The following is a 22,843-nucleotide window of genomic DNA, read 5'->3' as shown; positions in this document are numbered from 1 at the left end:
CGGTGCAGGTCCTAGGACGTGCCGGGATGGTGTGCTACGGGGTCGTCCACGTGCTCTTGGCGGCGTTGACGGCGCAGGTCGTGCTCGGCGACAGCGGCGAGCGGACCGACCAGAAGGGCGCCGTCGCCGAGGTCGCCAAGACCTCGTTCGGCCCGGTCCTGCTGTGGGTGCTCGCGATCGGCCTGTTCGCGTTCGCGCTGTGGCAGGTCACCCTGGCGATCTCCGGCTACACGTGGGACACCGAGAAGCGGAAGCGGATCTACCACCGCTTCGGCTCGGCGGGGCGCGCCATCACCGCCGTGGCCATCGCGATCGCCGCGATCAACTACGCCACCGGCTCGTCCCAGAGCAGCTCCACCGAGCAGTCCCAGACCTGGACCGCGCGGCTGCTGTCCGTGCCGTTCGGGCAGGTGCTGGTCGGCGTGGTGGCGCTGGCGATCATCGTGCTGGGCGCGCTGATCGTCCGGAAGGGCGTGAAGAAGTCCTTCGAGAAGGACCTCGACATGTCGCGGCTGCCGCCGGGCAGCCGCACCTGGGTGGAACGCGTGGGCCGCGTCGGCTGGATCGGCAAGGGCCTGGCGTACGCGCTGATCGGCGTCCTGGTCGGCCTGGCCGCGATCAACGCCGACCCGTCGCAGTCGGGCGGCATGGACAAGGCGCTGCACACGCTGGCCGCCCAGCCGTACGGCATCTTCGTGCTGGCCGTCATCGCCCTGGGCTTCCTGGGTTTCGGCATCTACTGCTTCGCCGCCGCCAAGGCCCACAGGGGCTGACCACCGTGCGTGGAGGGCGGCCCCTTCAGGGGTCGCCCTCTTTTTTGCGTCCAACCGGGCAGGCGGCCGTGATCGCCTTCCCCGCACCGGGGCGTTCCTCATCGCCCCAAAGCAAAAGCAGGGGTCCCCGCCAAGGGGACCCCTGCTTTTATTCTGCCCTGAGGGTCTGACAATCCCGGCTCAGAACGCGGCCTCGTCCACGTCCATCAGGGAGTTGTCGGTGGCCTCGGCGATCTTGCGGCGCGCGGTCAGCTCCGGCAGCACGCTCTTGGCGAAGAACGACGCCACCGCGACCTTGCCCTCGTAGAACGCCTTGTCCTTGGCCGACGGCGTGCCCGCCAGCTTGGTCAGCGCGACCTCGGCCTGCCGCAGCAGCAGCCAGCCGACCAGCACGTCGCCCGCGGTCATGAGCAGGCGGACCGTGTTCTGGCCGACCTTGTAGAGGTTGCGCACGTCCTCCTGCGAGCTGGTCAGGAACCCGACCATCGTGCCCAGCAGCCCCTGGAGGTCCTCCAGCGCCTGCTTGAGCAGCGCGCGCTCCTCCTTGAGCCGGCCGTTGCCGCCCTCGTTGTCCAGGAACTTCTGGATCTCGCCGTTGAGGAAGCCCAGGGCCTGGCCCTTGTCGCGGATGATCTTGCGGAAGAAGAAGTCCAGCGACTGGATGGCCGTGGTGCCCTCGTACAGCGAGTCGATCTTGGAGTCCCGGATGTACTGCTCGATCGGGTACTCCTGGAGGAAGCCGGAGCCGCCGAGGGTCTGGAGCGACTGCGCCAGCTGCTCGTAGGCCCGCTCCGAGCCGACGCCCTTCACGATCGGCAGCAGCAGGTCGTTGACCTTCTCCGCCAGCTCCTTGTCGGGGCCGCCCAGGGCGATCCTGTCCTGCTGCGTCGCGGTGTAGAGGTAGACCGCGCGCAGGCCCTCGGCGTACGCCTTCTGCAGCATCAGGCTGCGGCGCACGTCCGGGTGGTGGGTGATGGTGACGCGCGGGGCGGTCTTGTCGGTCATCCGGGTCAGGTCGGCGCTCTGCACCCGCTCCTTGGCGTAGGCCAGGGCGTTGAGGTAGCCGGTCGACAGGGTGCCGATGGCCTTGGTGCCGACCATCATGCGGGCGTACTCGATGACCTGGAACATCTGCGCGATGCCGTCGTGCACCTCGCCCAGCAGCCAGCCCTTGGCCGGGACGCCGTGCTGGCCGAAGGTCAGCTCGCACGTGGTGGAGACCTTCAGGCCCATCTTGTGCTCGACGTTGGTGACGAAGGCGCCGTTGCGCTCACCGGTCGACTCGCCGGTCTGGGGGTCGAAGTGCCACTTCGGGACCAGGAACAGGGACAGGCCCTTGGTGCCCGGCCTGGCCTCGATGCCGGGGCCCTCGGGGCGGGCCAGCACCAGGTGCATGATGTTCTCGGTCATGTCCTGGTCGGCCGAGGTGATGAACCGCTTCACGCCGTCGATGTGCCAGGTGCCGTCCTCCTGCCGGACGGCCTTGGTGCGGCCGGCGCCCACGTCGGAACCGGCGTCCGGCTCGGTGAGCACCATGGTGGCGCCCCAGCCGCGCTCGATCATCAGCTCGGCCCAGCGCTTCTGCTGCTCGGTGCCGTTGCGGTGCACGATCGAGGCGAAGCTCGGGCCGGCCAGGTACATGAAGATGGCGGGGTTCGCGCCGAGGATCAGCTCGGCCGACGCCCACTGCACCGACGGCGGGGTGCCGTAGCCGCCCAGCTCGTTCGGCAGGAACAGGCGGAACCACTCGCCGTCCCAGACCGCCTTGTAGGACTTCTTGAAGGAGTCCGGCAGCGTGGCCGAGTGGGTCTTCGGGTCGAAGACGGGCGGGTTGCGGTCGGCGTCGGCGAAGGACTCCGCCAGCGGGCCGACCGCCAGGTTGTTGAGCTCGGCAAGCACGCCGCGCGCGGTGTCCTCGTCGGACTGCTCGAACGGCCCCGTGCCGAGGTGGTCCTGCACGTTGAAGACCTCGAACAGGTTGAATTCGAGGTCCCGGACGTTGCTCTTGTAGTGACCCATCTCGTCGCTCACTCCATGCTGGTCGGGGCGGTCCCCTACTGACCGGTAACAACAGGGTATTACCTGTCAGTAACCTCGGCAAGGCCGCTCGACGCGGTGTGGCGAACGGAACGGGTGGTCCTCGACCGACCGGAGCAGGTCGGCCGGGCGAGTGGCCCGCTCCCCGCGGGGGTCAGGCGCGAGCCTGTGAACCGCCCGTCAGCAGCCCCGCCTGGTAGGCCAGCGACACCGCGTGCGTCCGGTCCCGCGCCCGCAGCTTGCGCAGGATGTTCTTCACGTGCGTCCGCACCGTCTCCACCGACACGTACAGCTCGCTGGCCACCGCCTGGTTCTCCAGCCCGTCCGCGATGAGCTGGAGCACCTCGTACTCCCGCCGCGACAGGGAGCGCCGCGAGCCCGCCTCCGCGGCGGGCGTGAACCCGGCCGCCAGGGGCGCCAGGGTCGGGTCCAGGTACACCCGGTCGGTGTAGGCGCGCACGATCGCCTGCACCACCTCGCCGACCTCGCCCGCCCGCGGCACCAGGCCGCGCACGCCCGCGGCCAGCGCGACCCGCACGTACTTCGCCGTCCGGTGCGGCTCGCGCACCAGCGAGACCACCGCCAGCGCCGGGTCGTTGCCGGTCAGCAGGGTCGCGAGCTGCCCCTGCGGGTCCAGCACCGAGTCGATCAGCAGCACGTCCGGCCGCAGGCGCTCGTGCAGCCGCACGGCCGAGTTCGGCTGCCCGGTCGAGCCGAGCCAGTGCAGCCCCGGCGTCCGCCGCACCACCGCCGCCAACCCCTCCCGGAGCAGGGGCACGGGGTCGACGAGCGCCACGCCGGGCACGGGGGCGCGCCGATCACCGCCGGCCGTCAGGGGGCGCGCGTTGACACCGCTTCTCATGACCATGCGACAACGACGCCGACCAGCCATGACGTGGTTTCCCTGAAAAACTTTCCGTATCTCTTGGTCACGTACGTGAACAACAGTCACAAGTGTGACTCAATGACTGCCGGTGACCTTCCGTGTTGCGCAACAGCCTCGTAAGACCTACGTCACACACCCATGTGGGACGCCGCGCACCGCCGCCCGTAGTTCCGCGCTGCCACCCTTGGGCCGAGCACTAGTGGAGGCCGCATGGACACCCTCGACTGGGTAGTCGTCGGTGGGTACTTCTTCGTGATGGTGGCGATCGGCTACTGGTCACGGGGGCGGGTCAAGAACATCGCCGACTTCTTCACCGCGGGCGGACGGATGCCGTGGTGGTTGTCCGGTATCTCGCACCACATGTCCGGCTACAGCGCCGTCATGTTCGTCGCGTTCGCCGCCGAGGCGTACCGGCTGGGCCTGACCGTCTACATCTGGTGGGCGCTGACGATCGGCCTCGGCGTCGGCATCGGCGCCTTCCTCTGGGCCGGCGCCTGGAACCGGCTGCGGTCCAAGCACGGCGTGAAGTCGCCGCTGGAGTACCTGGCCCGCCGCTACAACGTGCCGACCCAGCAGATCATGGCGTGGTCGGGCGCGGCGCTGAAGGTGGTGGACATCGCCGCCAAGTGGGTCGCGGTGGCGCTGCTGCTCCAGGGCTTCGCGAACGTGCCGGTGTGGATCGGCATCGCCCTCACCGGCGTCGTGACCATGGTCTACTCGGTCCTCGGCGGCCTGTGGGCCGACGCGCTCACCGACTTCGGCCAGTTCGTCATCCAGGGCCTGGCGGGCATCGTCATGTTCGTCGCGGTCGCCTCGCACTTCGGCGGCATCGACTTCATGTGGACGATGTGGGACCAGCTGCCCGAGTCGCACTCCGACCCGCTGTCCGGCCAGTACACGCTGATCTTCTTCATGGCGCTGTTCCTGATCAAGACGCTGGAGTACAACGGCGGCATGTGGAACCTGGCGCAGCGCTACATGGCCGCGCCGTCCGGCGCCGCCGCCAAGCGCTCCGCGCTGCTGTCCAGCGCGCTGTGGCTGATCTGGCCGCTGGTGCTGTTCTTCCCGATGTGGGCCGCGCCGCTGATCGTGCCGGGCATGGAGGGCAACGCCGAGCAGGCCTACGTCGAGATGGGCAAGGCCATGCTGCCCGCGGGCATGGTGGGCCTGGTGCTGGCGGGCTTCTTCTCCCACACCATGGCCATGGTGTCGTCGGACGCCAACGTGATCTCCGCGGTGATCACCCGGGACATGCTGCCGAGGCTGTGGAAGGGCGTGACGCGGCTGGGCGAGGACGCGCAGCTCCGGCTGGCGCGGATCACCACGTTCGCGTTCATCGGGCTGAGCATGACGATCGCGCTGACCGCCGACACCAAGGGGTTCGTGCTCAAGGTGGTGATCGCCCTGGTGGCGGCCACGATGGGCCCGATCGCGATCCCGCTGATGCTCGGCCTGCTGCCGTGGTTCCGCAGGGTCGGCCCGACCGCGGCGATCTCCTCGACGGTGGGCGGCCTGCTCACCTGGGCGGTGCTGTACGTGCTCCAGCAGAACAAGGTCGAGTTCGTCACCCAGGCGGTGATCGTGTCCTGGCCGCTGCTGGTGTCGCTGGTGCTGTACCTGGTGATCGGCCTGCTGATCCGGCCGGAGCCGTCGGCCGAGCGGTCGGCGCTGGTCGACTCGCTGCGCTCCGACGACGAGGACGAGCGGGTGCCGGCGCGCGCCTGACCCGTCGCGGGGAAGACCACCCCGCCGTGCGGGTGCGGTGTCGCGCCCGCACGGCGGGGTGGTGTCCGGGTGGTCGCCGCGGGACGGGCGAGGGGTGCTCGGGCTCACGCCGGCGGACGACGTCCGCGGGGGTAGTGTGTGTACTAATGGTTAGTGCACAAAGTTTCGACGACCCGCTGGACCTGGACCGCCAGGTCTGCTTCGCGCTGGCCGTGGCCTCCCGGAACGTGATCGCGCTCTACCGGCCGCTGCTGGACCCCATGGGGCTCACCCACCCCCAGTACCTGGTGATGCTCGCGCTGTGGGGCGAGGCGCCGCTGTCGGTGAAGGAGCTGAGCCGGAAGCTCGCCCTGGAGCCCGCGACCCTGTCGCCGCTGCTCAAGCGCCTGGAGGCGGTCGGCTACGTGACCCGCTCGCGGGACGCCGCCGACGAGCGGCAGCTCGCCGTGGCGCTGACCGACGCCGGGGCGGCGCTGCGCGAGCGGGCGTTGGAGATCCCTCCCGCGATCGTGGAACGGCTGGGCATGTCGCTGGAGGAGCTCCAGCACCTGCACGCGGTCCTGACGCGGGTCATCGCGGCCTCGGAGCGGAGTCGATGAAACCCTCGTTCGTGTTGCGCTTCTGGTACCTGCTGGGCGGCCGACTACCGCAGCGCTACCGCGAGTGGGTGTTCCACCAGGCGACCAGGCCGTCCTGGCTGGCGTGGTTCACCGCCCGCATGTTCCTCCAGGTGCTCCCCCTGACCGTGGTCATCGCGCTGGCGCTCGTGCTCGGCCTGGGCGCGCCGTGGCCGCTGGCGATCGCGTGCGGCTCCCTGGGCCTCGTCGTCGGCGTGTACTTCGGCGTGTCCTACGCGATCGAGAGCACCGACCACCGGATGACGAAGTACGGCTACCCGCGCGGCGCGGCGGCGGCGGTGCGCGGCGAGCGGAAGAAGCGGGACCAGGAGCGGTACGAGCGCGTGTGGCGCTCGCCCGGGGCCTGAACCTGATCTAGCGTCGGGGCCGTGGATGCGGTGGCGGCGGCGTTCGGCCTCGGTGGCGCGATCTCGTGGGAGCCGGTGACGGGCGGGCGCTCGCACCTGGTGTGGCGGTTGCGCACGGAGCGCGGCGAGTGGGCGGTGAAGCGGCTCAACCGGTCGCGCGAGGACTGGTGGCTGCGCGACTACCTGGCGGCGGCCGAGGTGCAGCTGGCGGCGTGGGAGCGCGGACTGCCCATGCCCCGGCCCGTGCACCCGCTGGAGCCCGCCGCGCCGCTGCTGGCCGACGTCGGCGAGCACAGCTACCTGGTGCACGAGTGGTGCGAGGGCGGGCCGCCGACCGGTGACGTCACCGAGTGGGCCGGCCGCACGCTGGCCGCCCTGCACACCCTGCCCGCCGGCGGGACCCCGGAGTGGGAGCCGCACCCGGTGGCGGAGTGGCTGACGTGGCTGGACGAGGCGCCGGGCCCGTTCACCGACGAGGTCCGCGCCTACCTGCCGGACATCGCCGAGGCCATCGACCTGAGCGGCGACACGACCGGCCTGACCCCGGTGGGCAGCCACCGGGACGTGAAGCCGGACAACGTGCTGGAGACCGCCGGCGGACCCCTGCTGCTCGACTGGGACGGCGCGGGCCCCGAGTGGGCGGAGTGGGAGCTGACCCGGGCGGCGGTGCACTTCAGCGGCCGCGGCGAGGACCGCGCGGCGTTCCTGCGGGTGGTCTCCGCGTACGAGGCGGTCACGGGCAGCCGGCCGCCGGCGACCCGGGCGTCCTTCGCGGGCCTGCTGAGGGGGTACCTGGGTGGCGCGGCGTGGATGGTGTGGCGGGCCCTGGGGCACCGCCCCGTGACGGAACCCGAACGCGCCGCCGCCGGCCCGCACGCGCTGGAGCTGCTGGCCGACCTGCGGGCGGCGCTGGGGCGCCTGGACGAGTGGGCGGGCCGGCTGCGCTAGTCGTGCGGCACCACCACGACCTGGTGCTCGTCCTCGTAGACGACCCGGCCGGGGTCGGTGGAGCGGACGGCCTCGCAGACCACGCCGTGCGCGGCGAGGACCTCCAGGTAGCCGTGGACGCGCTCGACCAGGTGCGCGGCGGCGTCGGCCTTGAACCAGGCCACCGCGCCGGGGTTGACCGCGGGGTCGAAAACGGTCGGGTCGACGTGCGAGGGCGTGGTGTAGGCGGCGTCGTACCAGGCGTTGTTGGTGCGCCGGAACAACTCCTGCTCCTCGGTGAGCACGCCGTCCCGGGCGAGCCGGTTGATCAACCAGAAGACGCCGGGGAAGAAGCCGTCCTCGTGGCGGTCGGCGCCCTGGAAGCGCACGTAGGTCGTCACCGCCCCGATCCTGCCGGCGCGACCCCCCGTGTGGCGGCCGGAGGTCGCGCCGAGCCCGACCGGACCGGGCGCACGCGCGGCCCGGAGCCGACCGCACGGGCGGGACCGTCCAGGGAGGACCGGTGCGACCCCGGTCCTCCCTGGACGGTCCCGCAGGGGGATCAGATCCTGCCCGCCGCCACGTCGGCGAGGGTCACGCGGGACGACTTGTAGTTCACCACCCAGTGCCTGGACGGTTCCGCCGCGCCCTCGGCCGGGATCATCTCGGAACGGATCGGCAGGCCGTTCTCGGCGTTGACGGTGAGCACGTACGTGTTGCGGCCCCCCTGCAGCGCGGGGGCCGCGGTGAGGGTCAGCGCGGCCTGGCCGTCGACGTCGGTCGTGCCGATGGTCACGTCCTGGAGGGTCGCGAGCAGCTTCAGCACCCCCGCGCGGACGTCCGCGTCGGAGGCGGCGATGTACAGCGCGTACGTGGTGTTGTCCCACAGCGTGCTGTTGATGCCGTCCTCCAGTTCCTTGCCCGTCGGGCGCGGCCTGGGGTCGGGCACCTTCTTGCCGATCTTGCGGAGGTCCTCGGCCGTCTCCGCCTGGGCCCGCTCCCACGCCTCCTCCGCCTCGGCGGGGCTCAGGCCGACCCCCCAGGGGTTCCTGCCCGACGCGGTGATCATCTCGATCCTGGCCTTCTCCACGTCGCCGTTCGCGGCGAGGCGGGCCGCCGCCGTCACCCTCGCGTCGTACGGCTGGATGTCTTCGCCGTGGCCCTGGGAGACCGCGGCCGCCAGGCTCGCCGTCGAGTCGCCGCGGAAGACCCGGGCGTCGTCGGTGTAGACGGTGTAGTACTGGGTCGGCGCGTCGTCCAACCCGTACTTCGTGTTGATGATCAGCGAAGCGTCCCCCGGCAGCGCGCCGGCCGCTGCCTTGACGTCGGAGGCCAGCTTCACCAGCGGTGACTCGACCACCACCCGCGGGGCCGCTTCGGCCGGGCCGTCCGGACCGGCCGGGGCGGTGCCGCCCGTCGTGCCCATCACCACGGCCGCCGCGACGGCCGCCGCGCCCACGGCGGCGACGCCGACCTTGGGCCAGGAGAACCAGCGCCTGGGCCGCACGACCGCGGTCGCGGGCGCCTCCATCGCCGCGTGCAGCGCCGTGCGAGCGCGGTCGTAGGCCTCGGGGCTCGGGGACGGCACGTCACGCAGCTTCTTCATCAGATCCATCTCATCCATTGGGGTGTCTTTCACGTCGTCGGGACCCGCAGCAGCGCGGCCACCTCGGGGACTTCACGCAACGCCTTGCGCGCCTGGTGCAGCAGGCGACGGGCCGTGCCCGCCGGGATGTCGAGCACCCGCCCGGCCTCCGCGACGGTCAGGTCCTCCCAGGCGACCAGACCCAGCACCTCCCGCTCTTCCGGTTTCAGCCGGGCCAGCGCGCTCCGCAGCAGCGCCTGCAGGTCCACGCGCGCGTCCACCGCCGGCCAGGGATCCCAGTCGCTCGCCAGGCGGGCCAGGTCCGACGCCGGCTGTTCGACCGGTTCGGACCGCCAGTGCCGCCGCAACCTGTTCAGCGCGACGCCGTATAACCAAGGCCTGGCCTCGGGGTACGAACTGTCATAGGTCGCACGGGACTCGTATGCCGCCACCCACACATCGCCGAGCACGTCCTCGGCGGCCTGCCGCCCCACCCTGCGCGCGAGGTAGTTCCCGATCGCGACCTCGTGGCGGCTGATCACCTCCACGAAGGCGCCGGTGTCTCCGCGCAGCGATCTGCCGATCAGTTCCGCGTCTGACGGCATGTTGCTCCTCGGGTTTCGCTCCGCCCTTGCACCCCGTCTTTGCCAACGCGTGCCGAAAGCGTTCAGGTTGCTCCGTCCCATGACGAACTTGCAGGTCAGAGCCTTGCGTGAGGTCAGGGCTCCGGCAACGGCGTGCCCATCCGAACCGGGCATCCCGTCCGCGGGGTGCGGCGCCGGGCGTCGGGAACGCGCGGGTGGCGGGCACGGTGAGACCCTGCACCCGGACACGACGAAGGCCCAGGCCGGCCGGTGAACCGGCTACTACCTGGGCCTTCGTCGTAGAAGAGCGGGTGACGGGAATCGAACCCGCCTCTACAGCTTGGGAACCCGATCTTGCAGCCCTGGTAGAGGTGCTGACCTGCACTCGGCTGCCGTCGGTGCTACCCCGTGCTGGCCATCATTGACCAGGACTTATTGCACGCGGATTGCACGGCCAGCATCGTCTGAAGGGCCATCGGGTAGAGCTGTGACATCTGTTGCCCTGCTACGTGCCTGTCTGGCGTGCTTACGAGGTGGCTGTTCCGTGGATGTGCCGCGAGCACTCCTTCTATGACGTTCATGCCGATCGGGCATGTGCTCAAGACTGCGTGCCTCCTCTCGGCATCGAGCGCGAAGCGCGGTCAACGCCGCATGGTGCAGGCTGTGGGTGTTGCCCTCCAGGTTCAACGGAAGCACTTCCCTGGTGAAGAGCATGTGCTCCAGCAGCCATGGTTTCCCCACCTCGACGAACGCCACACGGGCGTGTGCTCCCATCCACTCGCTAAGCTTCGCCTCGCCAGCCGGGGTGAAGGTGAATCGCTCGCGCTTCGTGCCCACTTGGCGAAGCGTGATGCCCAGTTGCTCAGCCAGATGGCAACCCAAGGACAGCCGGAGGGTTGAGCCGGCAGCATTGCCGGTGAAGTGGGCACGTACTCGTGTGCGCAGGCTCTGCCCGCTGGGTCGTCTACCGTTCGTCGGTGGTTGCTTGGGAGCGATACCGACGTAGAGCAACGTGCCTGCCTCGGTGACACGGCATCCAGTCGTGGGCACACCTGAGGGGACCTCGTCGAAGTACCAGGCATAGACACCGGCCTGCGCAGGGATTGGACAGCTCTTGCCCCTCACCCGCACCTCGTCACGCGAGTAGGCGTGATCAGGGCTCAACAGACGCTCCATAGGCACGGTGTAGGGGTCGGACGTCACCACAGCACTCCCAAGCTGAACGCTCCTGTCAACACGGCTCAACCTAGCGACCGGCACCGACAGGAGAAGGCCACAGGCAGCCACCGAGTCCGCACACCGAGGGAAGTTACCAGTCATGACACTGGCGGTCCTTGCTTGACAAGCCGATCCTTGAACCCGCGGGTTGTGAATCTTACCCACTCGTCTGACTGGTTCAAATCCTCATTTGCATGACAAAAGAAGTTCTACATCATGATCATGCGCAAGGCTGTTTCTTCAGCGCTCTTATGGAACTACTGTCCTCGATGAAGTGAAATTAGTCATCATCTATGTTATGAAACACTGAAGACGTTCAAAGAGGAATCTGATTCCCAATTCCGCACACGCCTGTAAACTTCCCAGCTCGGCAAAAACCTTTCGCTTGAAGACATTCTCAACATTCTGTCAATATCTTCCGCTCTTACCGCCTTTTTGAGTCGACGGGAAAGGCAGATTGCCAGAGCGTCTACGATATCGTGCCCATTGCAGTATTTTCGAAATCCGCAAGGCTTGCAGGCTGATTCACCGTGATGCCTACACTCAATCCTGCTAAGCGCCTTACACCTGCTTGCAATGTCTGATTTTTGGTCATTGTTCCAGCCGAGTCGGCTCGACATCTCATCAAGGATTACAGCTAGAGGGATTTGAGCGCCACTGCCGATCTTGCTCTCGACCGCACCAAGATCATAGAGACGTATCTTTCTCGAGTTCCGCCTTCCGGTGTCTTTAACTCTGACTCGGAAACCTGCCTCCCCGGCGACCTTGCGAAGCATTCCGAAAGATTGTGTGACTTCGGCTACCTCTTTTTGAATCTCCTCAAGGATCGAAGAAACAGAGGATGGAGTCGGTGCTGAATCGGCAAAATAGTCCGCAACTATCCGATTAAGTGATTGTAGTTCAAATAGCAGATCGGCCTCTAGGTCCCGATTTACGGTCAGAATAAGCCCGGATCTGCCCTTGAGGCGTTGTGGCGTGCTCCCATCGCAGTCAAGAATAAATAGCGTCTTGTCTAGAAGATCTTTGTCTAGAGACTCGAATGCAGTTATAAGTCGATCCTTTCCAGCGGCGGGTACTACAAAGCAAGTCGATGAAACGAATGGAAAAAGTGCCCGCTTGTCGGTTACGCCTTCAACTACTACTAGCGCAGAATCAGGCGGAAGAGCTCGTCGGCGCATGCGCAAGGCTTGAACGAAAGCAGCAGAATTGGGAAAATTAAGCATCCTGCTGCCCTTCGTCCAAAGATCGTTCGGTTTCAGGATGGGAAGCAAGGATCGTCGGCGAGTGGGTAGCCATCAAAAATTGCAGATTGCTAGGACCGCCCATCTTATTAAGGTTGTCGATCAGGGCATCCTGCCAAAGGACATGCAACGAAATTTCGGGCTCATCGATAATGACAAGCGTTCCAGGCTCCGCTTTAAACAGTATTTCGTAAGCAAGAACAAGCATTTGCTGCTCGCCAGAGCTGAGCTGAGCGGGCTGAATCACGGCTCCACTGGGAAGTCTAAAATGGAATCCTTCCCCTCGGTTGAACTCCATTTTTTTCGCAGAGAATCGAGAATCCAAGAACGACTTAAATGCTTGAAGCCTCCGCGAAATATCCTCCAATACTTGGAGCTTCCGCAGCGAAGAGCGCAGAAAGGTAGCAATCACCGGCCTGACTTCAGCATTTGCAAGACTATCGACCTCTAGGATAGGTTCGAAACTGCTATCCATGTCGAGCAAACCTACTTGCAGCAGTGCCGAGCGCCTATTGTCAACTTGCTCAATCAGCCGAGCAAGTTGACTGTCGGTAACTGCACGTTTTTCCCTCATGGCATGCAATACATCTCGAGGAAATCTGCGATCCTGCGTTTGAGATGCCCGCGCATAGTCCGAGTCGGCACGTTGCATCGCGCTACTAATGTGATTGCTCGCTGCTTCAACAGCGAGTCGAGAATTTTTTATATCATTCGATCCGGCATACTTTTTCCCCATCCTAGAGGGTTCAACAACCAAGCGCTGATCGGTAATGAAAAGCACGGGAAAGGATGTGCGGAGCTCGGCAAACCAATCGGGGAATTCAAATGCGCCGAGATCAAACTTCGATAGCGCCCTTAGGATTTCTCTGTACTGGTCGTAGGGCAGACCGGACTCTTCGTAGTAGTTCATCAAAATGTGCTCTACGTTACGGCCCGGTTTAGCCCCGGAAAATTTTCGGTCAAGCACATAATTGACGGCGCCCCATATGCGGTCTGGGGTATCCTTCAGTGAAGGCAGTGCAGGGAGTTCGTGAATATTGGCACCCGACTCGATGGTTACTTTTTTGGGGTGCTTAGTCAGAATGAATGGCGGCATGCGATTGAAGTTTAGGACAAGCTGATCAACAGGTGCTGTCAGGAGTGTCCGGAGATCTCCATTGGAGACAGCGTTGACGAGTCGGAGAATGGTGGATTTTCCAGTCCCGTTGGCACCCGTAAGAACTGTTGGATAAAACTCGTTGAGATCGATATCGTAAGTGCGGGAGCCAAAGAGTTTTCGAACCATAATCCGATTCAAAACTGCACTCTCGCCCATGCTTTTCTCTCATTTCAAATTTAACCGCTGTCGACAAGTATGAACTTTAGTACCCATCGTCCCGCGAGGCTTACGCGTTACACCGGGAAAGGTGAACCTTGTTCATCACATGGGCTTCGTGTCGTCCCGCCGACCTGACTCGTCCCAACCACGCGTGTCAAGGGGGCACCTACCGCCATGACCGGCGCGGCAAGCTGGAACCGCCCCCTTGACGCGTGTGGTTGCCCTCTGAGAGGTCGGCGGGGTGACACGTTGCCCGGTCCGCGCTGGTGGCCGAACCGGCGGTGTCCTCCCGGTCATCCTGCTGACCTGCCGCGCGGCGAGCGCTTCTTTAGTCTTTTGAACTCCCCTTCGGGGGCTGCTGGCCGTTCCTCGCCGACGTCGGGACCGGCGCCCACACCTTGCGCGGCGCGCCCGCGGGCCGCCAGGCCCGCTTGGGCGTGCCGCACCAACAGGGGCGTCGGTCCTTCGACGTCGGCCTAGCACCAATGGCCAGCGGCCCCCGAAGGGGGCCGCCTTGATGAAGAAAAGAAACTCTGAACACCGAGGTCAGGCCGTGTGTGCTGCGGGGTCGATGCGGTAGGTGTGGGTCATGGTGGCCGCGGTGGTGTTCGATGTTGGTGAGACGTTGCTGGATGACTCTCGGGAGTGGGGTGCGTGGGCCGACTGGATCGGCGTGTCTCGACGTCGTCGCGGCGAAGGCTGCCGGGCTGCGCACGGCGTTGATCCGGCGTGGCCCGTGGGGCTACCTGTGGGCTGACGATCCGCTGGTGCGGCGCGAAGCCGATTGGGTGATCGACTCCCTGCACGACCTGCCCGAGCTGCTGAACATGCGCTGATGCCTGGAGCGCGAGTCTGCGGTCATCGCGTTGACGTGCGTTTAGTGGCGGTGTCGATATCCCATCGGTCATTGGCGTGAAACCGATTCTCCACGCGGGTGAGCCTGAGTGGGCAAGCCCTGGGTGTATGCGGAGGTGAGGCCGATGGGGTTGTACATGCTCCTCCAGCCGGAGGAAGACACGGCGACGGTGGTGGTCGAACACGCGCACGGTCATCCGTCCTTGGTGGTCTCGTCCGGTGACGCGCAATTGACGGTGCAGGTCGCCGGTCGTGAGGACGGTGCGCGGTTGGCGATCGACTTCGCGCGCCGGCTCGCGGCGGAGGCGACGGCGTTCGCGGACCGGTGCCAGGCGTTGACGAAGCTGGCGCCGGTGGACTTCGAGTCGTTGGCGGCCATGGTCGGCACCACGCCGGACGAGGTGGCCGAGGCGGTGACCCGATGAGCGGTGTCGACTTCGAAGGGTTGCCGCCGGTGTGTGATGAGGCGCTGTTCCGGGCGGTGGGCGACTTCCTGGCCGAGCAGGGCGCGCCGCGGCTGTTCGCGGTCGTGCAGGAACACGGCGAACGCGTCAACGGCCGCGTCGTCGCCTACGGCATGGCGTTCGAGGACCGGGTCCTGATGGCCACCAACGGAGAGAAGCTCCTGTTCACCCTGGCCGGCATCGAAAGCGCCGTGCGCTTCTACCACCACGAGGACCACGGCCTGCGCGCCCGCGTGGTGTGGCTGAGCATGCTCGACCACACCCAGAAGGAAGGTGAACGGGCCCGCCCGCTCGAAGCGGTGCCGATCGCGGCCTAACGAGCCGAGAGAGCTGAACGGTCGGGATTCGCATGAGCTTCCGGCGAGGTCCGGCACGTGGTGGACGTCTTCCCCTCCGCTGCTGGACCGCCGGAAGCTCGTGCGATACCCCTATTCACCGGTCTGCGCGCAGCGACAACCGCTGTAGCTGCCTCGTCTGACGGGGCCGTCAGCCGTGCGGCGGATCAGCCTGGAGCCTTCAACCTGCCGTGCTAAGCCCGCTGGGCGGTTCCGGACATCGCCGGGAGCAGGGCGCCGGACAGGTCGAGGAACTCGCGCACCGCCGGTGAGGTCTGGTGCTCCTGCAAGCGGGCTCGCAGGTCCGCGACTGCTTCGGTTGACCGCGTGGACTTCACCGTGGCGGCGAGCTTGGTCGCTGCGACACCCGCAGTGGCTGCGGCCTCCAGGTCGTGATTGTCCAGCGCTGAACGGGACAGGGCAGCCTGGGCCATGGCACCCCGGCGTGCCCGGTTCTGGCGTTGTGCGTCGCTGATGGACAGGCCAGCGAAGTGGGCCGCCTCGTCGGGACGGTGCAGGTCGCGGAAGGTGTGGGCGTACTCGCCGTTGAGGTAGGCGGCGTCGATGAAGCGCGCCCACTCCGGCTCCTCCGCCTGGTCGACGTCCGCGAAGGCGGTCTCGGACTGGCCGACGCTGCGGGCCGCCGCCGCGCCATCGCCCATGGCCGCCTCCGCACGGGCTTGGAGCGCCCACAGGCGGGCCATGGCGGCATCGGAGTGGCCACGTGCGAGTCCGGTCCGGCCCGCCTTGGCCAACTGCGCGCCGTGGTTGGGGTGACCCGTAAAGGTGGCCTGGTCGGACAGGCCCGCCAGGATGTGGGCGCCCAACTCCGGGCTGCCGGCGGCCTGGGCCAGGCGCAGGGCCTGGATGAGGTAGCGCTGGGTCAGGGAGTGCTCGCCGTTGTCGAAGGCCATCCACCCCAGCAGGTAGAGCTGTTCGGCGGCTGCCTCGTACAGGGCGCGACCGGTCTCGCTCGTCGGGTCGTTGGACTTCAGCAGCGGCACGACGTGGGAGGTCAGGTAGGCCGAGAGCTGCTGACGGGCGTGTCCGCCACCGCGCATGACGTCCAGTTCCTGGAACACGCCGAACGTCCGGCGGATCGCCTCGACCTGCTCACTGCCGACCTTGCCCCGGACCGCGCCCGCCTCGTCCAGCGTGGCCAGCAGCCAGTCACGGCTGGGTGCGGCGGACGCGGCGACGCTGAACAGCGCGCTCGCCAGGAATGTCCTGCGCTCCATGTCGTGCCTCCCGAGTTCGGCAACGACCTCAACGGTAACCGCGAGGGACGCCGAGTAGGCAAGGCCGAGGTGGGAGGACGGTTCTTCCTGTGCGTCTTCGGGTTCCTCGTTCCGGGACTCGGGATCGGCTGCGGTGAACCAGCGCAGGTGGCGAGGCACGTGCAGCGCATCGCACCACCGTTCGAGGCGTTCCAGGTCCGTCACCGGTCGGCGGGAGCGCTCGATTTCGCTGATCCGCCCTTGGGAGAGGTATAGCCATGACGCGAGGGTGGCCTGGGTGACCGCAGGGGCCATTGCCCGGCGGTACTCCCGCAACACCTGGCCGATGTTGCGTGACAGCAACGCATCCCGCATCGCGGGCCGTTCCCAGAACTCGGCCGGCAGCACCGGCGCGTGAAGCAGGAAAGACCTCGCGCAGCGCCCACATTGCGTCTCACGATTGTCACTGGCCAGCCCGGTATCGCACGTACGACAGCGCCGCTTACCGTTGCCCACGCGCAACCACCCCCTATGCAAAACACCTGGCGTCGGAGTGTAGGGCCTTGCTTGCTGCTTGAACTGCGATTATCGGTTGTACCGATATCAAATTGGCCATTGGGATAACACCGGCCAGCAAGCCGCGATCGCACCGCTTAACCTTGGCGGGTGATCCGCCAAATCCGGAGTACGGTTCGCCGCCTGGGAAGAACGCCGTGTTCCACAGGAACGCCCTGCGCGCGGGCGAGGCGACGCAAGACTGGAAGGCCTTTCAGCCCGCCCGACCAGGTTTGCCGCGTCGACTGCCAAGGCGGTCGCTTCGTCCGGGCTCCCGTTCGTGAGCGCGCCAGCTGCGGCAACCCTCCCGAGGAACGCCCTGGCTCCCGATGGCGTTGCCTCGGGCGGGCTGATCGCACGCCGGTCGCACGGTGAGGCTCGGAGCCCGAACACGACGAAGGCCCAGGCTGGCCAGCGAACCGGCTCTCACCTGGGCCTTCGTCGTACCGAGCGGGTGACGGGAATCGAACCCGCCTCTACAGCTTGGGAAGCTGTCGTTCTACCAATGAACTACACCCGCCTGCCGTGCAGCCCCGATCATACACAGAACCGCCCACCGCTCGGCAACGCGCCGCCCCTCGCCGACCCGCGTGCCGCGCCCCCGCCGCCGGGCACCTAGGCTGGGGCCCGTGTTGTTGAGCGACCGCGATCTGCGCAAGGAAGTCGACTCCGGCCGCCTGGTCCTGGAGCCCTTCGACGACGTCATGGTGCAGCCCTCCAGCATCGACGTGCGCCTGGACCGCTTCTTCCGCGTGTTCAACAACACCCGCTACACCCACATCGACCCCGCGATCCAGCAGGACGACCTGACCACGCTCGTCGAGACCGTCGACGACGAGCCGTTCGTGCTGCACCCCGGGGAGTTCGTGCTCGGCTCCACGTTCGAGCTGGTCACCCTGCCCGACGACCTGGCGGGCCGCCTGGAGGGCAAGTCCTCCCTGGGCCGCCTCGGGCTGCTCACCCACTCCACGGCCGGCTTCATCGACCCCGGCTTCTCCGGCCACATCACGCTGGAGCTGTCGAACGTCGCCAACCTGCCGATCACCCTGCACCCGGGCATGAAGATCGGCCAGCTGTGCCTGTTCCGGCTCAGCAGCTCGGCCGAGTTCCCCTACGGCTCCCAGCAAGCGGGGTCCCGCTACCAGGGCCAGCGCGGTCCCACGCCGTCCCGCGCGTACCTCAACTTCCACCGCACGGACACCCGGCGCTGACACCGGGCGCCAGAGCCGCCGGGCGCTAGAGCCGCACGTCGCCGTACCGGGCCAGCACGCGCGCCCGCAGCTCCTGGTCGGTCCGCGGCACCGGCTCCAGGAACACCTCGTCCAGCTCGGCGTGCGCCTCCCGCAGCGCGGTGTCGATCCGCACGCACGCCCGTTCCAGCTCGGCCGCGCCCAGCGAGTCGTCGAAGTCGAGCCGCGCGCACAGCAGCACCCGGTCCGTGCCCACCGCCATGGTCAGCAGGTCCACCACCTGCTCCACCTCGGGCTCGTCGCGCAGCTCCGCCCACACCGCCCGCACCAGGTGGGGGTCGGCCTGCCGCCCGATCAGCAGCCCCCGGTTGGTCGACGCCAGCGTGAACGCGACGACCGCGAGCAGCACGCCGATCAGCAGCGACGCCACCCCGTCCCACAGCGACGACCCGGTCAGGTGGTGCAGCCCGAGCCCGCCGAACGCCAGCAGCAGCCCGACCAGCGCCGCCGAGTCCTCCAGCAGCACCGTCTTCACCGTCGGGTCGTCCGACACGCGCAGGAACTCCAGGAACGACCGCCCCTCCTCCCGCGCGCCCCGCCGCACCTGCCGCACGGCCTGCGTCCACGACACGGACTCCAGCGCGAACGCGATCGCCAGCACGACGTAGCCCACCACCGGGCTGGTCTGCTCCTCCGGCGCGCCGAACACGGTCCGGAACCCCTCGTAGAACGCGAACACCGCGCCCGACACGAAGATCGACACGGCGGCGAGCAGCGACCAGAAGTACCGCTCCTTGCCGTACCCGAACGGGTGCCTGCGGTCGGCGGGCCGGCCCGACCGGCGCAGCGCGGTCAGCAGCAGGGCCTCGGTGAAGGTGTCGGCGACCGAGTGCGCGGCCTCCGACATCATCGCGGCGGACCCGGTGATCACGCCCGCGATCGCCTTCATGATCGCGATGGCCAGGTTCACCGCGAGGGCGAGCAGCACGGTCAGCGTGCTCTCCCCGCCACCGCTCTTGTCGGACCGTTCAGGCATGCTGACGACGTTAAGCCGGTCGGCGGGGATCCGCGCGTCGCGCCGTGTGACGCAGGTCTCGAAACGATCAAGCCTCACGTGGCGACGACGAGGTGTCGAATTCGATCTTCTGGGGGAGTTCCGGGTGCGGAACGTGAGCAGGGCGGCCGCCGCGTGCGCGGCCTTCGCGGCGCTGGCCGCGAGTGCGGCGCCGGCGGCGGCGCAGGACGGCACCGTCGTCATCGAGGGCCTGGTGTGGTTCGACCGGAACGGCAACGGGACGCGGGAGGCGGGTGAGCCGCCGCTGGCCAACGGCCGCGCGATCCGCGTCTCCGACGTCGCCACCAAGCAGGACATCGGCGCGTTCGGCACGGACGCCGAGGGCCGCTACCGGGCCGTGGTGCCCGACGTGCCGGTCATGGTCTACAACCACAACGCCGACGTCTTCCAGCCGACCACGAAGCACCCGTCGCGGCCGGTCGTCGGCGGCGGCACGTTCGACTTCGGCCTGCGCGGCGCGGACGTGCCGGTGCTGTGCTGGGTCGAGGACGACAACCCCACCGACTCCTCCGGGACCACGCCGCCCGGCGGCTGCCCGGTGCGCCTCACCGGCGGCCCCTTCGGCGTCGACCTGCAGATCGGGCAGCCCACGGCGAACGGCACCTACTTCTTCAACGACCTGCCGGCGGGCAAGTACGCGGTCACCGCGGGCACCCTGTTCGAGCACGGCCTGGCGCTGACGCGGCCGGACCACGAGAACGACGTCGACTGGGCGACCTACCGCAGGGAGATCGAGATCGACCACTCCCTGTCCGGCCCGTGGGTGGAGGTCACCTACGACGAGGCCCGCGGCGACATGGCCTACGCGCTGCGCCTGGAGCCGAACCGGGACCGCTTCGAGGTCGGCGACGAGTTCGAGGCCGTCGTCTCGGTCACCAACCGGGGCACCGCGCCCGAGCGGGCCGCGTTCGCGCTCGGCGAGCCGTTCGACCAGCAGGCGGAGAAGCTGTCGGTCGGCGACAACGTCACCGCCGAGGCCGGCGAGTACACCCTCAAGGACCGCCTGCTGCCCGGCGAGACCGCCGAGGTGCGCTTCAAGCTGCGCGTCAAGGCCCCGTTCTCGGTGGTCGACGTCGTCGGCGCGCACGTCAACGAGCTGCCGGACGCCGACCCCTCGAACAACGCGGCGCGCGTCCCGGTGACGATCGGCGGCGGCACGTCTGCCACCCCGACCACGTCGACCGGCGCGTCGACCACCACGACCGCGCCCACCACCGGGTCGTCCACGGTCCCCGTAGCGGGTGACGGCGGGGACCTGGCGGAGACGGGCGCGGCGCCGTTCCCGCTGTTCGCGCTCGGCGGCCTGCTGCTCGGCGGCGGCGCGTTGGCCCTGGTGGCGGCGCGCAGGCGTCGTCGCGCCTGACCCGTTCGGCGGATCGCCACCGCTAGCCTGCTGCGGCATGGGCATTCTCGTGCACGTGCTGCTGACGGCGGTGGCGGTCTGGGTCGCCACGCTCATCCCGGGCATCGACCTGGACCAGGGCGCCTCGGCGCCCGCGAAGATCGGCACGCTGATCGGCGTCGCGCTGTTGTTCGGCCTGGTCAACGCGGTGGTCAAGCCGGTGGTGAAGTTCTTCGGCTGCCTGTTCTACCTGGTCACGCTCGGCCTGATCGGCCTGGTGGTGAACGCCCTGCTGTTCTGGCTCACCGGCTGGCTGGCCGGCGAGCTGGGCCTGCCGTTCGAGGTGAGCGGCTTCTGGTCCGCGTTCTTCGGCGCGATCATCGTGGCGCTGGCGAGCTGGGTGCTGAACCTGGTCTACGACCGCGCCACCGACCAACGCTAATCACCAGGTTCGAGCAGGTCCGCCGGGTCGAAGCTCATGCGGAACGGGAGTTCGGCCTCGAACTTCCGTCCCGCACGACCCGGCTCCACGGCATGGACGTACCGATCGCCGTGCAACTGGAGCAGGTTGACCAGCATGTCATCGCCGTCGATCTCCACCTGCATGAAGTAGGGAACACCGGCTCGAGCGCACCGCGCTGGCTTCTCGGCGTAGTCCCTGTCGCGACTCGACGGCGACACCAGCTCGACGGGCAGCACCAGAAGTTCGACGGGGACGAAGTTTAGCCCTTTCACCGGCGGGCGCAGGACGAGCAGATCCGGTTCGATCCAGTTCCTGAAGTCGAACTCCAAGTTCACAGGTAGGTACGTGAGGTAGCCGGCCTCCCTGGCCGGATCGAAGAAATGACGGTAGAGCACGCCGGTGGCCCAGACGTTCCGGGTGTTCTCACGTGGGCTCATGATGAGGTGGCCGTCCACACACTCGTACTTGGTGGGTGGAGCGCCGGGTATGGGCAGGTACTGCTTCGCCAACTCGGTCGTCCATACCCCTTCGAACTCGACCAGTGGGTCGAAACCAGGGCGCGTCTGCTCGGCATCCACAGCTCTCACCTCCTCGGAGGCAGAGTACTGGGCGTCGTGCCTGGTCAGCGCTGTTGGAGGACGCTGCGGTAGATTAACCCCCAATCGAGCTACGTGCTTGTGAGCGCGTAAGACGTGGGATGTACACTATCGGTGGGCTGGCGCCCGTGCAAAACATAGAGCTAAGGACACGTATGCAAGGGCTCGTAGAGCACGACACGCTGGATGCCGCCTTTCGAGCGGCCTCGGAAGCGGCCATCTCCGGCTTCGGGCGGGTGTTCCCCTGTATGGTCTTCACCCAGGGGCGGCGGACGATGCTGTCCACCAGCTTCCCGATGAGGTTCGTGGCTAGTCCGGCCGTGGTGTCCACTCCCGCTACCAAGGAGACCAGTGCCCAGGAAGCCATGAACAGGCCGTTGATGGCCGACCATGTCAAGGCGATCAACCAGTACCTGTTGGACAACCACGATCAGTACATCCTGCCGCCGGTAACGCTCAGCATCCGAGAGGTGCCCGCGATTCACGTCTCCAAGGACGCGTTCAAAATGCGCCTCGGTTACATGGTCGTGGACGATTCGAGCAGGTTCTACGTCACCGATGGCCAGCACCGGATCAACGCGATCCGAGGTCTGGGATCGGGGAGGTCGGCAGTGTCGAGCATCCTCGACAGCGATCTGGGGTTCGAGAACGACGGCTTGGCCGTGCTGATCGTCGTCGAGCCGGACATCCAGAACATCCACCAGGACTTCGCGGACGCGGCCCAGACCAAACAGATCCCGCCGAGCCTCTTGGCGGCCTACAACACGCGCGCACCCATCAACCGCGTGCTCACTGGGATCGTCAGGGGATCGAAGTTCTTCAACGGCAGGATCGACGACACGTCCAAGACCCTGCCCAAGATGTCGCAGTCGATCTTCCTGCTCAACCAGGTCCGCGGGATGGTCAAGGAACTGCTGGTGCGCGACTACGCGATGGCAGAGGAGTCACTGGCCCGCAGCATCACCAACACGCTCGACAGTCGCGAGAAGCAGGACGTGTTTATCGCCCAGGCGTTGCAGTTGCTCGACGTGCTCACCGAGCACATGCACCCGTGGGTCGAGATCGCCGAATTGGACCTCAACGGCAGCGGCGTGGCCAACAAGATCCCTGAGTTCCGCCGGGACTACATCAACATGACGGCCACCGGCCTGGTGCTCATCGGACGTGCCGCTTATGAGATCAACAAGTTCAAGGACGAGGCGGTCCGCCTGGCCAAGTACGAGGAGTTGGCGACAAAGGTCGATTGGCGGCGTGACGCCCCGATCTGGCAGGGCAACATCATCATCTCGAACCCCGAGAACACCGATGAGCCGGGGAAGATCGTGACCCTCCGCCGAGCGGTGAACATGGCCGGAGACAGGGTGCTGGACGTGATTGGCCTCAAGAGGGACTGAACGGGCGGCGGGGTACGCCCTTCCGCGTGGGATGGGCTTCCGCCGGGCGCTCAGTTCGACAACGAGGGCGCCTTGTCC

At 67.3% G+C, this 22,843-nt stretch carries 23 protein-coding genes and 1 tRNA gene; 12 read left to right on the top strand and 12 right to left on the bottom strand.

Going from position 1 to position 22,843, the window contains the following annotated elements; translation table 11 throughout:
* Nucleotides 1–26: 26 nt before the first annotated feature.
* Nucleotides 27–773: a DUF1206 domain-containing protein gene (locus ACFV4N_RS18065; protein ID WP_499673681.1), complete on the top strand. Its 747-nt coding sequence runs from the start codon at nt 27–29 to the stop codon at nt 771–773.
* Between the two features lie 180 nt (nt 774–953).
* On the opposite strand, the gene ACFV4N_RS18060 is transcribed toward ACFV4N_RS18065, so the two are convergent.
* The gene (locus tag ACFV4N_RS18060; protein WP_499673680.1) at nt 954–2,792 is read right to left on the bottom strand and encodes an acyl-CoA dehydrogenase; all 1,839 of its coding nucleotides are present in this window, start codon (nt 2,790–2,792) and stop codon (nt 954–956) included.
* Nucleotides 2,793–2,964: 172 nt separating this feature from the next.
* A complete protein-coding gene (locus ACFV4N_RS18055) occupies nt 2,965–3,672 on the bottom strand; it encodes a response regulator transcription factor (protein WP_499673679.1) in 708 nt (235 codons plus the stop codon).
* 234 nt (nt 3,673–3,906) lie between these two features.
* Between ACFV4N_RS18055 and ACFV4N_RS18050 the strand changes: the two genes are divergently transcribed.
* From ACFV4N_RS18050 to ACFV4N_RS18035, 4 genes are all read left to right on the top strand, one after another.
* Nucleotides 3,907–5,421, top strand: a complete 1,515-nt coding sequence (locus tag ACFV4N_RS18050; RefSeq protein WP_499673678.1) for a sodium:solute symporter family protein — start codon at nt 3,907–3,909, stop codon at nt 5,419–5,421.
* A gap of 146 nt (nt 5,422–5,567) precedes the next feature.
* Nucleotides 5,568–6,020, top strand: coding sequence for a MarR family winged helix-turn-helix transcriptional regulator (locus ACFV4N_RS18045; RefSeq protein ID WP_499673677.1), 453 nt, complete (start codon nt 5,568–5,570; stop codon nt 6,018–6,020).
* Nucleotides 6,017–6,406, top strand: a complete 390-nt coding sequence (locus tag ACFV4N_RS18040) for a DUF5313 family protein (RefSeq protein WP_499673676.1) — start codon at nt 6,017–6,019, stop codon at nt 6,404–6,406. The genes ACFV4N_RS18045 and ACFV4N_RS18040 overlap by 4 nt, the downstream gene beginning before the upstream one ends.
* 21 nt (nt 6,407–6,427) lie before the next feature.
* Entirely contained in the window at nt 6,428–7,354 is a 927-nt protein-coding gene (locus tag ACFV4N_RS18035) for a phosphotransferase enzyme family protein (protein ID WP_499673675.1), read from the top strand.
* On the opposite strand, the gene ACFV4N_RS18030 is transcribed toward ACFV4N_RS18035, so the two are convergent.
* The 6 genes from ACFV4N_RS18030 to ACFV4N_RS18005 form a co-directional block, all read right to left on the bottom strand.
* On the bottom strand, nt 7,351–7,734 hold the full coding sequence (locus ACFV4N_RS18030) for a hypothetical protein (RefSeq protein WP_499673674.1): 384 nt from the start codon (nt 7,732–7,734) through the stop codon (nt 7,351–7,353). The genes ACFV4N_RS18035 and ACFV4N_RS18030 overlap by 4 nt on opposite strands.
* A gap of 161 nt (nt 7,735–7,895) precedes the next feature.
* Nucleotides 7,896–8,939: a hypothetical protein gene (locus ACFV4N_RS18025; RefSeq protein ID WP_499673673.1), complete on the bottom strand. Its 1,044-nt coding sequence runs from the start codon at nt 8,937–8,939 to the stop codon at nt 7,896–7,898.
* A gap of 29 nt (nt 8,940–8,968) precedes the next feature.
* The gene (locus ACFV4N_RS18020) at nt 8,969–9,523 is read right to left on the bottom strand and encodes an RNA polymerase sigma factor (protein ID WP_499673672.1); all 555 of its coding nucleotides are present in this window, start codon (nt 9,521–9,523) and stop codon (nt 8,969–8,971) included.
* A gap of 411 nt (nt 9,524–9,934) precedes the next feature.
* Nucleotides 9,935–10,678, bottom strand: coding sequence for a GIY-YIG nuclease family protein (locus ACFV4N_RS18015; protein WP_499673671.1), 744 nt, complete (start codon nt 10,676–10,678; stop codon nt 9,935–9,937).
* A gap of 338 nt (nt 10,679–11,016) precedes the next feature.
* A complete protein-coding gene (locus ACFV4N_RS18010; RefSeq protein ID WP_499673670.1) occupies nt 11,017–11,898 on the bottom strand; it encodes a hypothetical protein in 882 nt (293 codons plus the stop codon).
* A gap of 37 nt (nt 11,899–11,935) precedes the next feature.
* Entirely contained in the window at nt 11,936–13,276 is a 1,341-nt protein-coding gene (locus ACFV4N_RS18005) for an AAA family ATPase (protein WP_499673669.1), read from the bottom strand.
* A 653-nt stretch (nt 13,277–13,929) separates the two neighbouring features.
* On the opposite strand from ACFV4N_RS18005, the gene ACFV4N_RS18000 reads away from it, so the two are divergent.
* The 3 genes from ACFV4N_RS18000 to ACFV4N_RS17990 all read left to right on the top strand — a co-directional run bounded on the left by ACFV4N_RS18000 (nt 13,930) and on the right by ACFV4N_RS17990 (nt 14,915).
* Nucleotides 13,930–14,115: a hypothetical protein gene (locus ACFV4N_RS18000; RefSeq protein ID WP_499673668.1), complete on the top strand. Its 186-nt coding sequence runs from the start codon at nt 13,930–13,932 to the stop codon at nt 14,113–14,115.
* 108 nt (nt 14,116–14,223) lie between these two features.
* Nucleotides 14,224–14,559 (top strand): hypothetical protein, encoded by a 336-nt coding sequence (locus ACFV4N_RS17995; RefSeq protein ID WP_499673667.1) that lies wholly within the window; start codon nt 14,224–14,226, stop codon nt 14,557–14,559.
* Entirely contained in the window at nt 14,556–14,915 is a 360-nt protein-coding gene (locus ACFV4N_RS17990) for a hypothetical protein (protein ID WP_499673666.1), read from the top strand. Before ACFV4N_RS17995 ends, ACFV4N_RS17990 begins: the two co-directional genes overlap by 4 nt.
* A gap of 212 nt (nt 14,916–15,127) precedes the next feature.
* On the opposite strand, the gene ACFV4N_RS17985 is transcribed toward ACFV4N_RS17990, so the two are convergent.
* A complete protein-coding gene (locus tag ACFV4N_RS17985) occupies nt 15,128–16,666 on the bottom strand; it encodes a helix-turn-helix domain-containing protein (RefSeq protein WP_499673665.1) in 1,539 nt (512 codons plus the stop codon).
* A gap of 488 nt (nt 16,667–17,154) precedes the next feature.
* Nucleotides 17,155–17,225: transfer RNA gene (locus ACFV4N_RS17980), tRNA-Gly, on the bottom strand.
* Nucleotides 17,226–17,334: 109 nt separating this feature from the next.
* On the opposite strand from ACFV4N_RS17980, the gene dcd reads away from it, so the two are divergent.
* Nucleotides 17,335–17,916 (top strand): dCTP deaminase, encoded by a 582-nt coding sequence (gene dcd / locus ACFV4N_RS17975; RefSeq protein WP_499673664.1) that lies wholly within the window; start codon nt 17,335–17,337, stop codon nt 17,914–17,916.
* A gap of 25 nt (nt 17,917–17,941) precedes the next feature.
* Here dcd and ACFV4N_RS17970 read toward each other — a convergent pair whose 3' ends face one another.
* Nucleotides 17,942–18,931, bottom strand: a complete 990-nt coding sequence (locus ACFV4N_RS17970) for a cation diffusion facilitator family transporter (RefSeq protein ID WP_499673663.1) — start codon at nt 18,929–18,931, stop codon at nt 17,942–17,944.
* A 124-nt stretch (nt 18,932–19,055) separates the two neighbouring features.
* Here ACFV4N_RS17970 and ACFV4N_RS17965 point away from each other — a divergent pair, with 124 nt between their 5' ends.
* Together ACFV4N_RS17965 and ACFV4N_RS17960 are read left to right on the top strand one after the other, a co-directional pair.
* A complete protein-coding gene (locus tag ACFV4N_RS17965; RefSeq protein WP_499673662.1) occupies nt 19,056–20,333 on the top strand; it encodes an LPXTG cell wall anchor domain-containing protein in 1,278 nt (425 codons plus the stop codon).
* 37 nt (nt 20,334–20,370) lie between these two features.
* On the top strand, nt 20,371–20,754 hold the full coding sequence (locus ACFV4N_RS17960) for a phage holin family protein (protein ID WP_499673661.1): 384 nt from the start codon (nt 20,371–20,373) through the stop codon (nt 20,752–20,754).
* Here ACFV4N_RS17960 and ACFV4N_RS17955 read toward each other — a convergent pair.
* Nucleotides 20,751–21,353, bottom strand: coding sequence for a Uma2 family endonuclease (locus tag ACFV4N_RS17955; protein ID WP_499673660.1), 603 nt, complete (start codon nt 21,351–21,353; stop codon nt 20,751–20,753). The two genes, ACFV4N_RS17960 and ACFV4N_RS17955, sit on opposite strands and share 4 nt — an antisense overlap.
* A gap of 173 nt (nt 21,354–21,526) precedes the next feature.
* Here ACFV4N_RS17955 and ACFV4N_RS17950 point away from each other — a divergent pair, with 173 nt between their 5' ends.
* The gene (locus ACFV4N_RS17950; RefSeq protein ID WP_499673659.1) at nt 21,527–22,765 is read left to right on the top strand and encodes a DNA sulfur modification protein DndB; all 1,239 of its coding nucleotides are present in this window, start codon (nt 21,527–21,529) and stop codon (nt 22,763–22,765) included.
* Nucleotides 22,766–22,843: the final 78 nt, after the last annotated feature.

Source organism: Actinosynnema sp. NPDC059797 (genome assembly GCF_042732085.1).
In the GTDB taxonomy this organism is placed as follows: domain Bacteria; phylum Actinomycetota; class Actinomycetes; order Mycobacteriales; family Pseudonocardiaceae; genus Actinosynnema.
This window is presented reverse-complemented; position numbering and strand designations above follow the sequence as displayed.

Bases quoted from the DNA above. Each gene is read 5' to 3' on its own strand.
- ACFV4N_RS18045 (WP_499673677.1), top strand. From the start codon at position 5,568: ATGGTTAGTGCACAAAGTTTCGACGACCCGCTGGACCTGGACCGCCAG.
- ACFV4N_RS18060 (WP_499673680.1), bottom strand. From the start codon at position 2,792: ATGGGTCACTACAAGAGCAACGTCCGGGACCTCGAATTCAACCTGTTC.
- ACFV4N_RS18025 (WP_499673673.1), bottom strand. From the start codon at position 8,939: ATGAAGAAGCTGCGTGACGTGCCGTCCCCGAGCCCCGAGGCCTACGAC.
- ACFV4N_RS17960 (WP_499673661.1), top strand. From the start codon at position 20,371: ATGGGCATTCTCGTGCACGTGCTGCTGACGGCGGTGGCGGTCTGGGTC.
- ACFV4N_RS18010 (WP_499673670.1), bottom strand. From the start codon at position 11,898: ATGCGCCGACGAGCTCTTCCGCCTGATTCTGCGCTAGTAGTAGTTGAA.
- ACFV4N_RS18015 (WP_499673671.1), bottom strand. From the start codon at position 10,678: ATGGAGCGTCTGTTGAGCCCTGATCACGCCTACTCGCGTGACGAGGTG.
- ACFV4N_RS18055 (WP_499673679.1), bottom strand. From the start codon at position 3,672: ATGAGAAGCGGTGTCAACGCGCGCCCCCTGACGGCCGGCGGTGATCGG.
- ACFV4N_RS18050 (WP_499673678.1), top strand. From the start codon at position 3,907: ATGGACACCCTCGACTGGGTAGTCGTCGGTGGGTACTTCTTCGTGATG.
- ACFV4N_RS18040 (WP_499673676.1), top strand. From the start codon at position 6,017: ATGAAACCCTCGTTCGTGTTGCGCTTCTGGTACCTGCTGGGCGGCCGA.
- ACFV4N_RS18020 (WP_499673672.1), bottom strand. From the start codon at position 9,523: ATGCCGTCAGACGCGGAACTGATCGGCAGATCGCTGCGCGGAGACACC.
- ACFV4N_RS18005 (WP_499673669.1), bottom strand. From the start codon at position 13,276: ATGGGCGAGAGTGCAGTTTTGAATCGGATTATGGTTCGAAAACTCTTT.
- ACFV4N_RS17970 (WP_499673663.1), bottom strand. From the start codon at position 18,931: ATGCCTGAACGGTCCGACAAGAGCGGTGGCGGGGAGAGCACGCTGACC.
- ACFV4N_RS17990 (WP_499673666.1), top strand. From the start codon at position 14,556: ATGAGCGGTGTCGACTTCGAAGGGTTGCCGCCGGTGTGTGATGAGGCG.
- ACFV4N_RS18065 (WP_499673681.1), top strand. From the start codon at position 27: ATGGTGTGCTACGGGGTCGTCCACGTGCTCTTGGCGGCGTTGACGGCG.
- ACFV4N_RS17950 (WP_499673659.1), top strand. From the start codon at position 21,527: ATGCAAGGGCTCGTAGAGCACGACACGCTGGATGCCGCCTTTCGAGCG.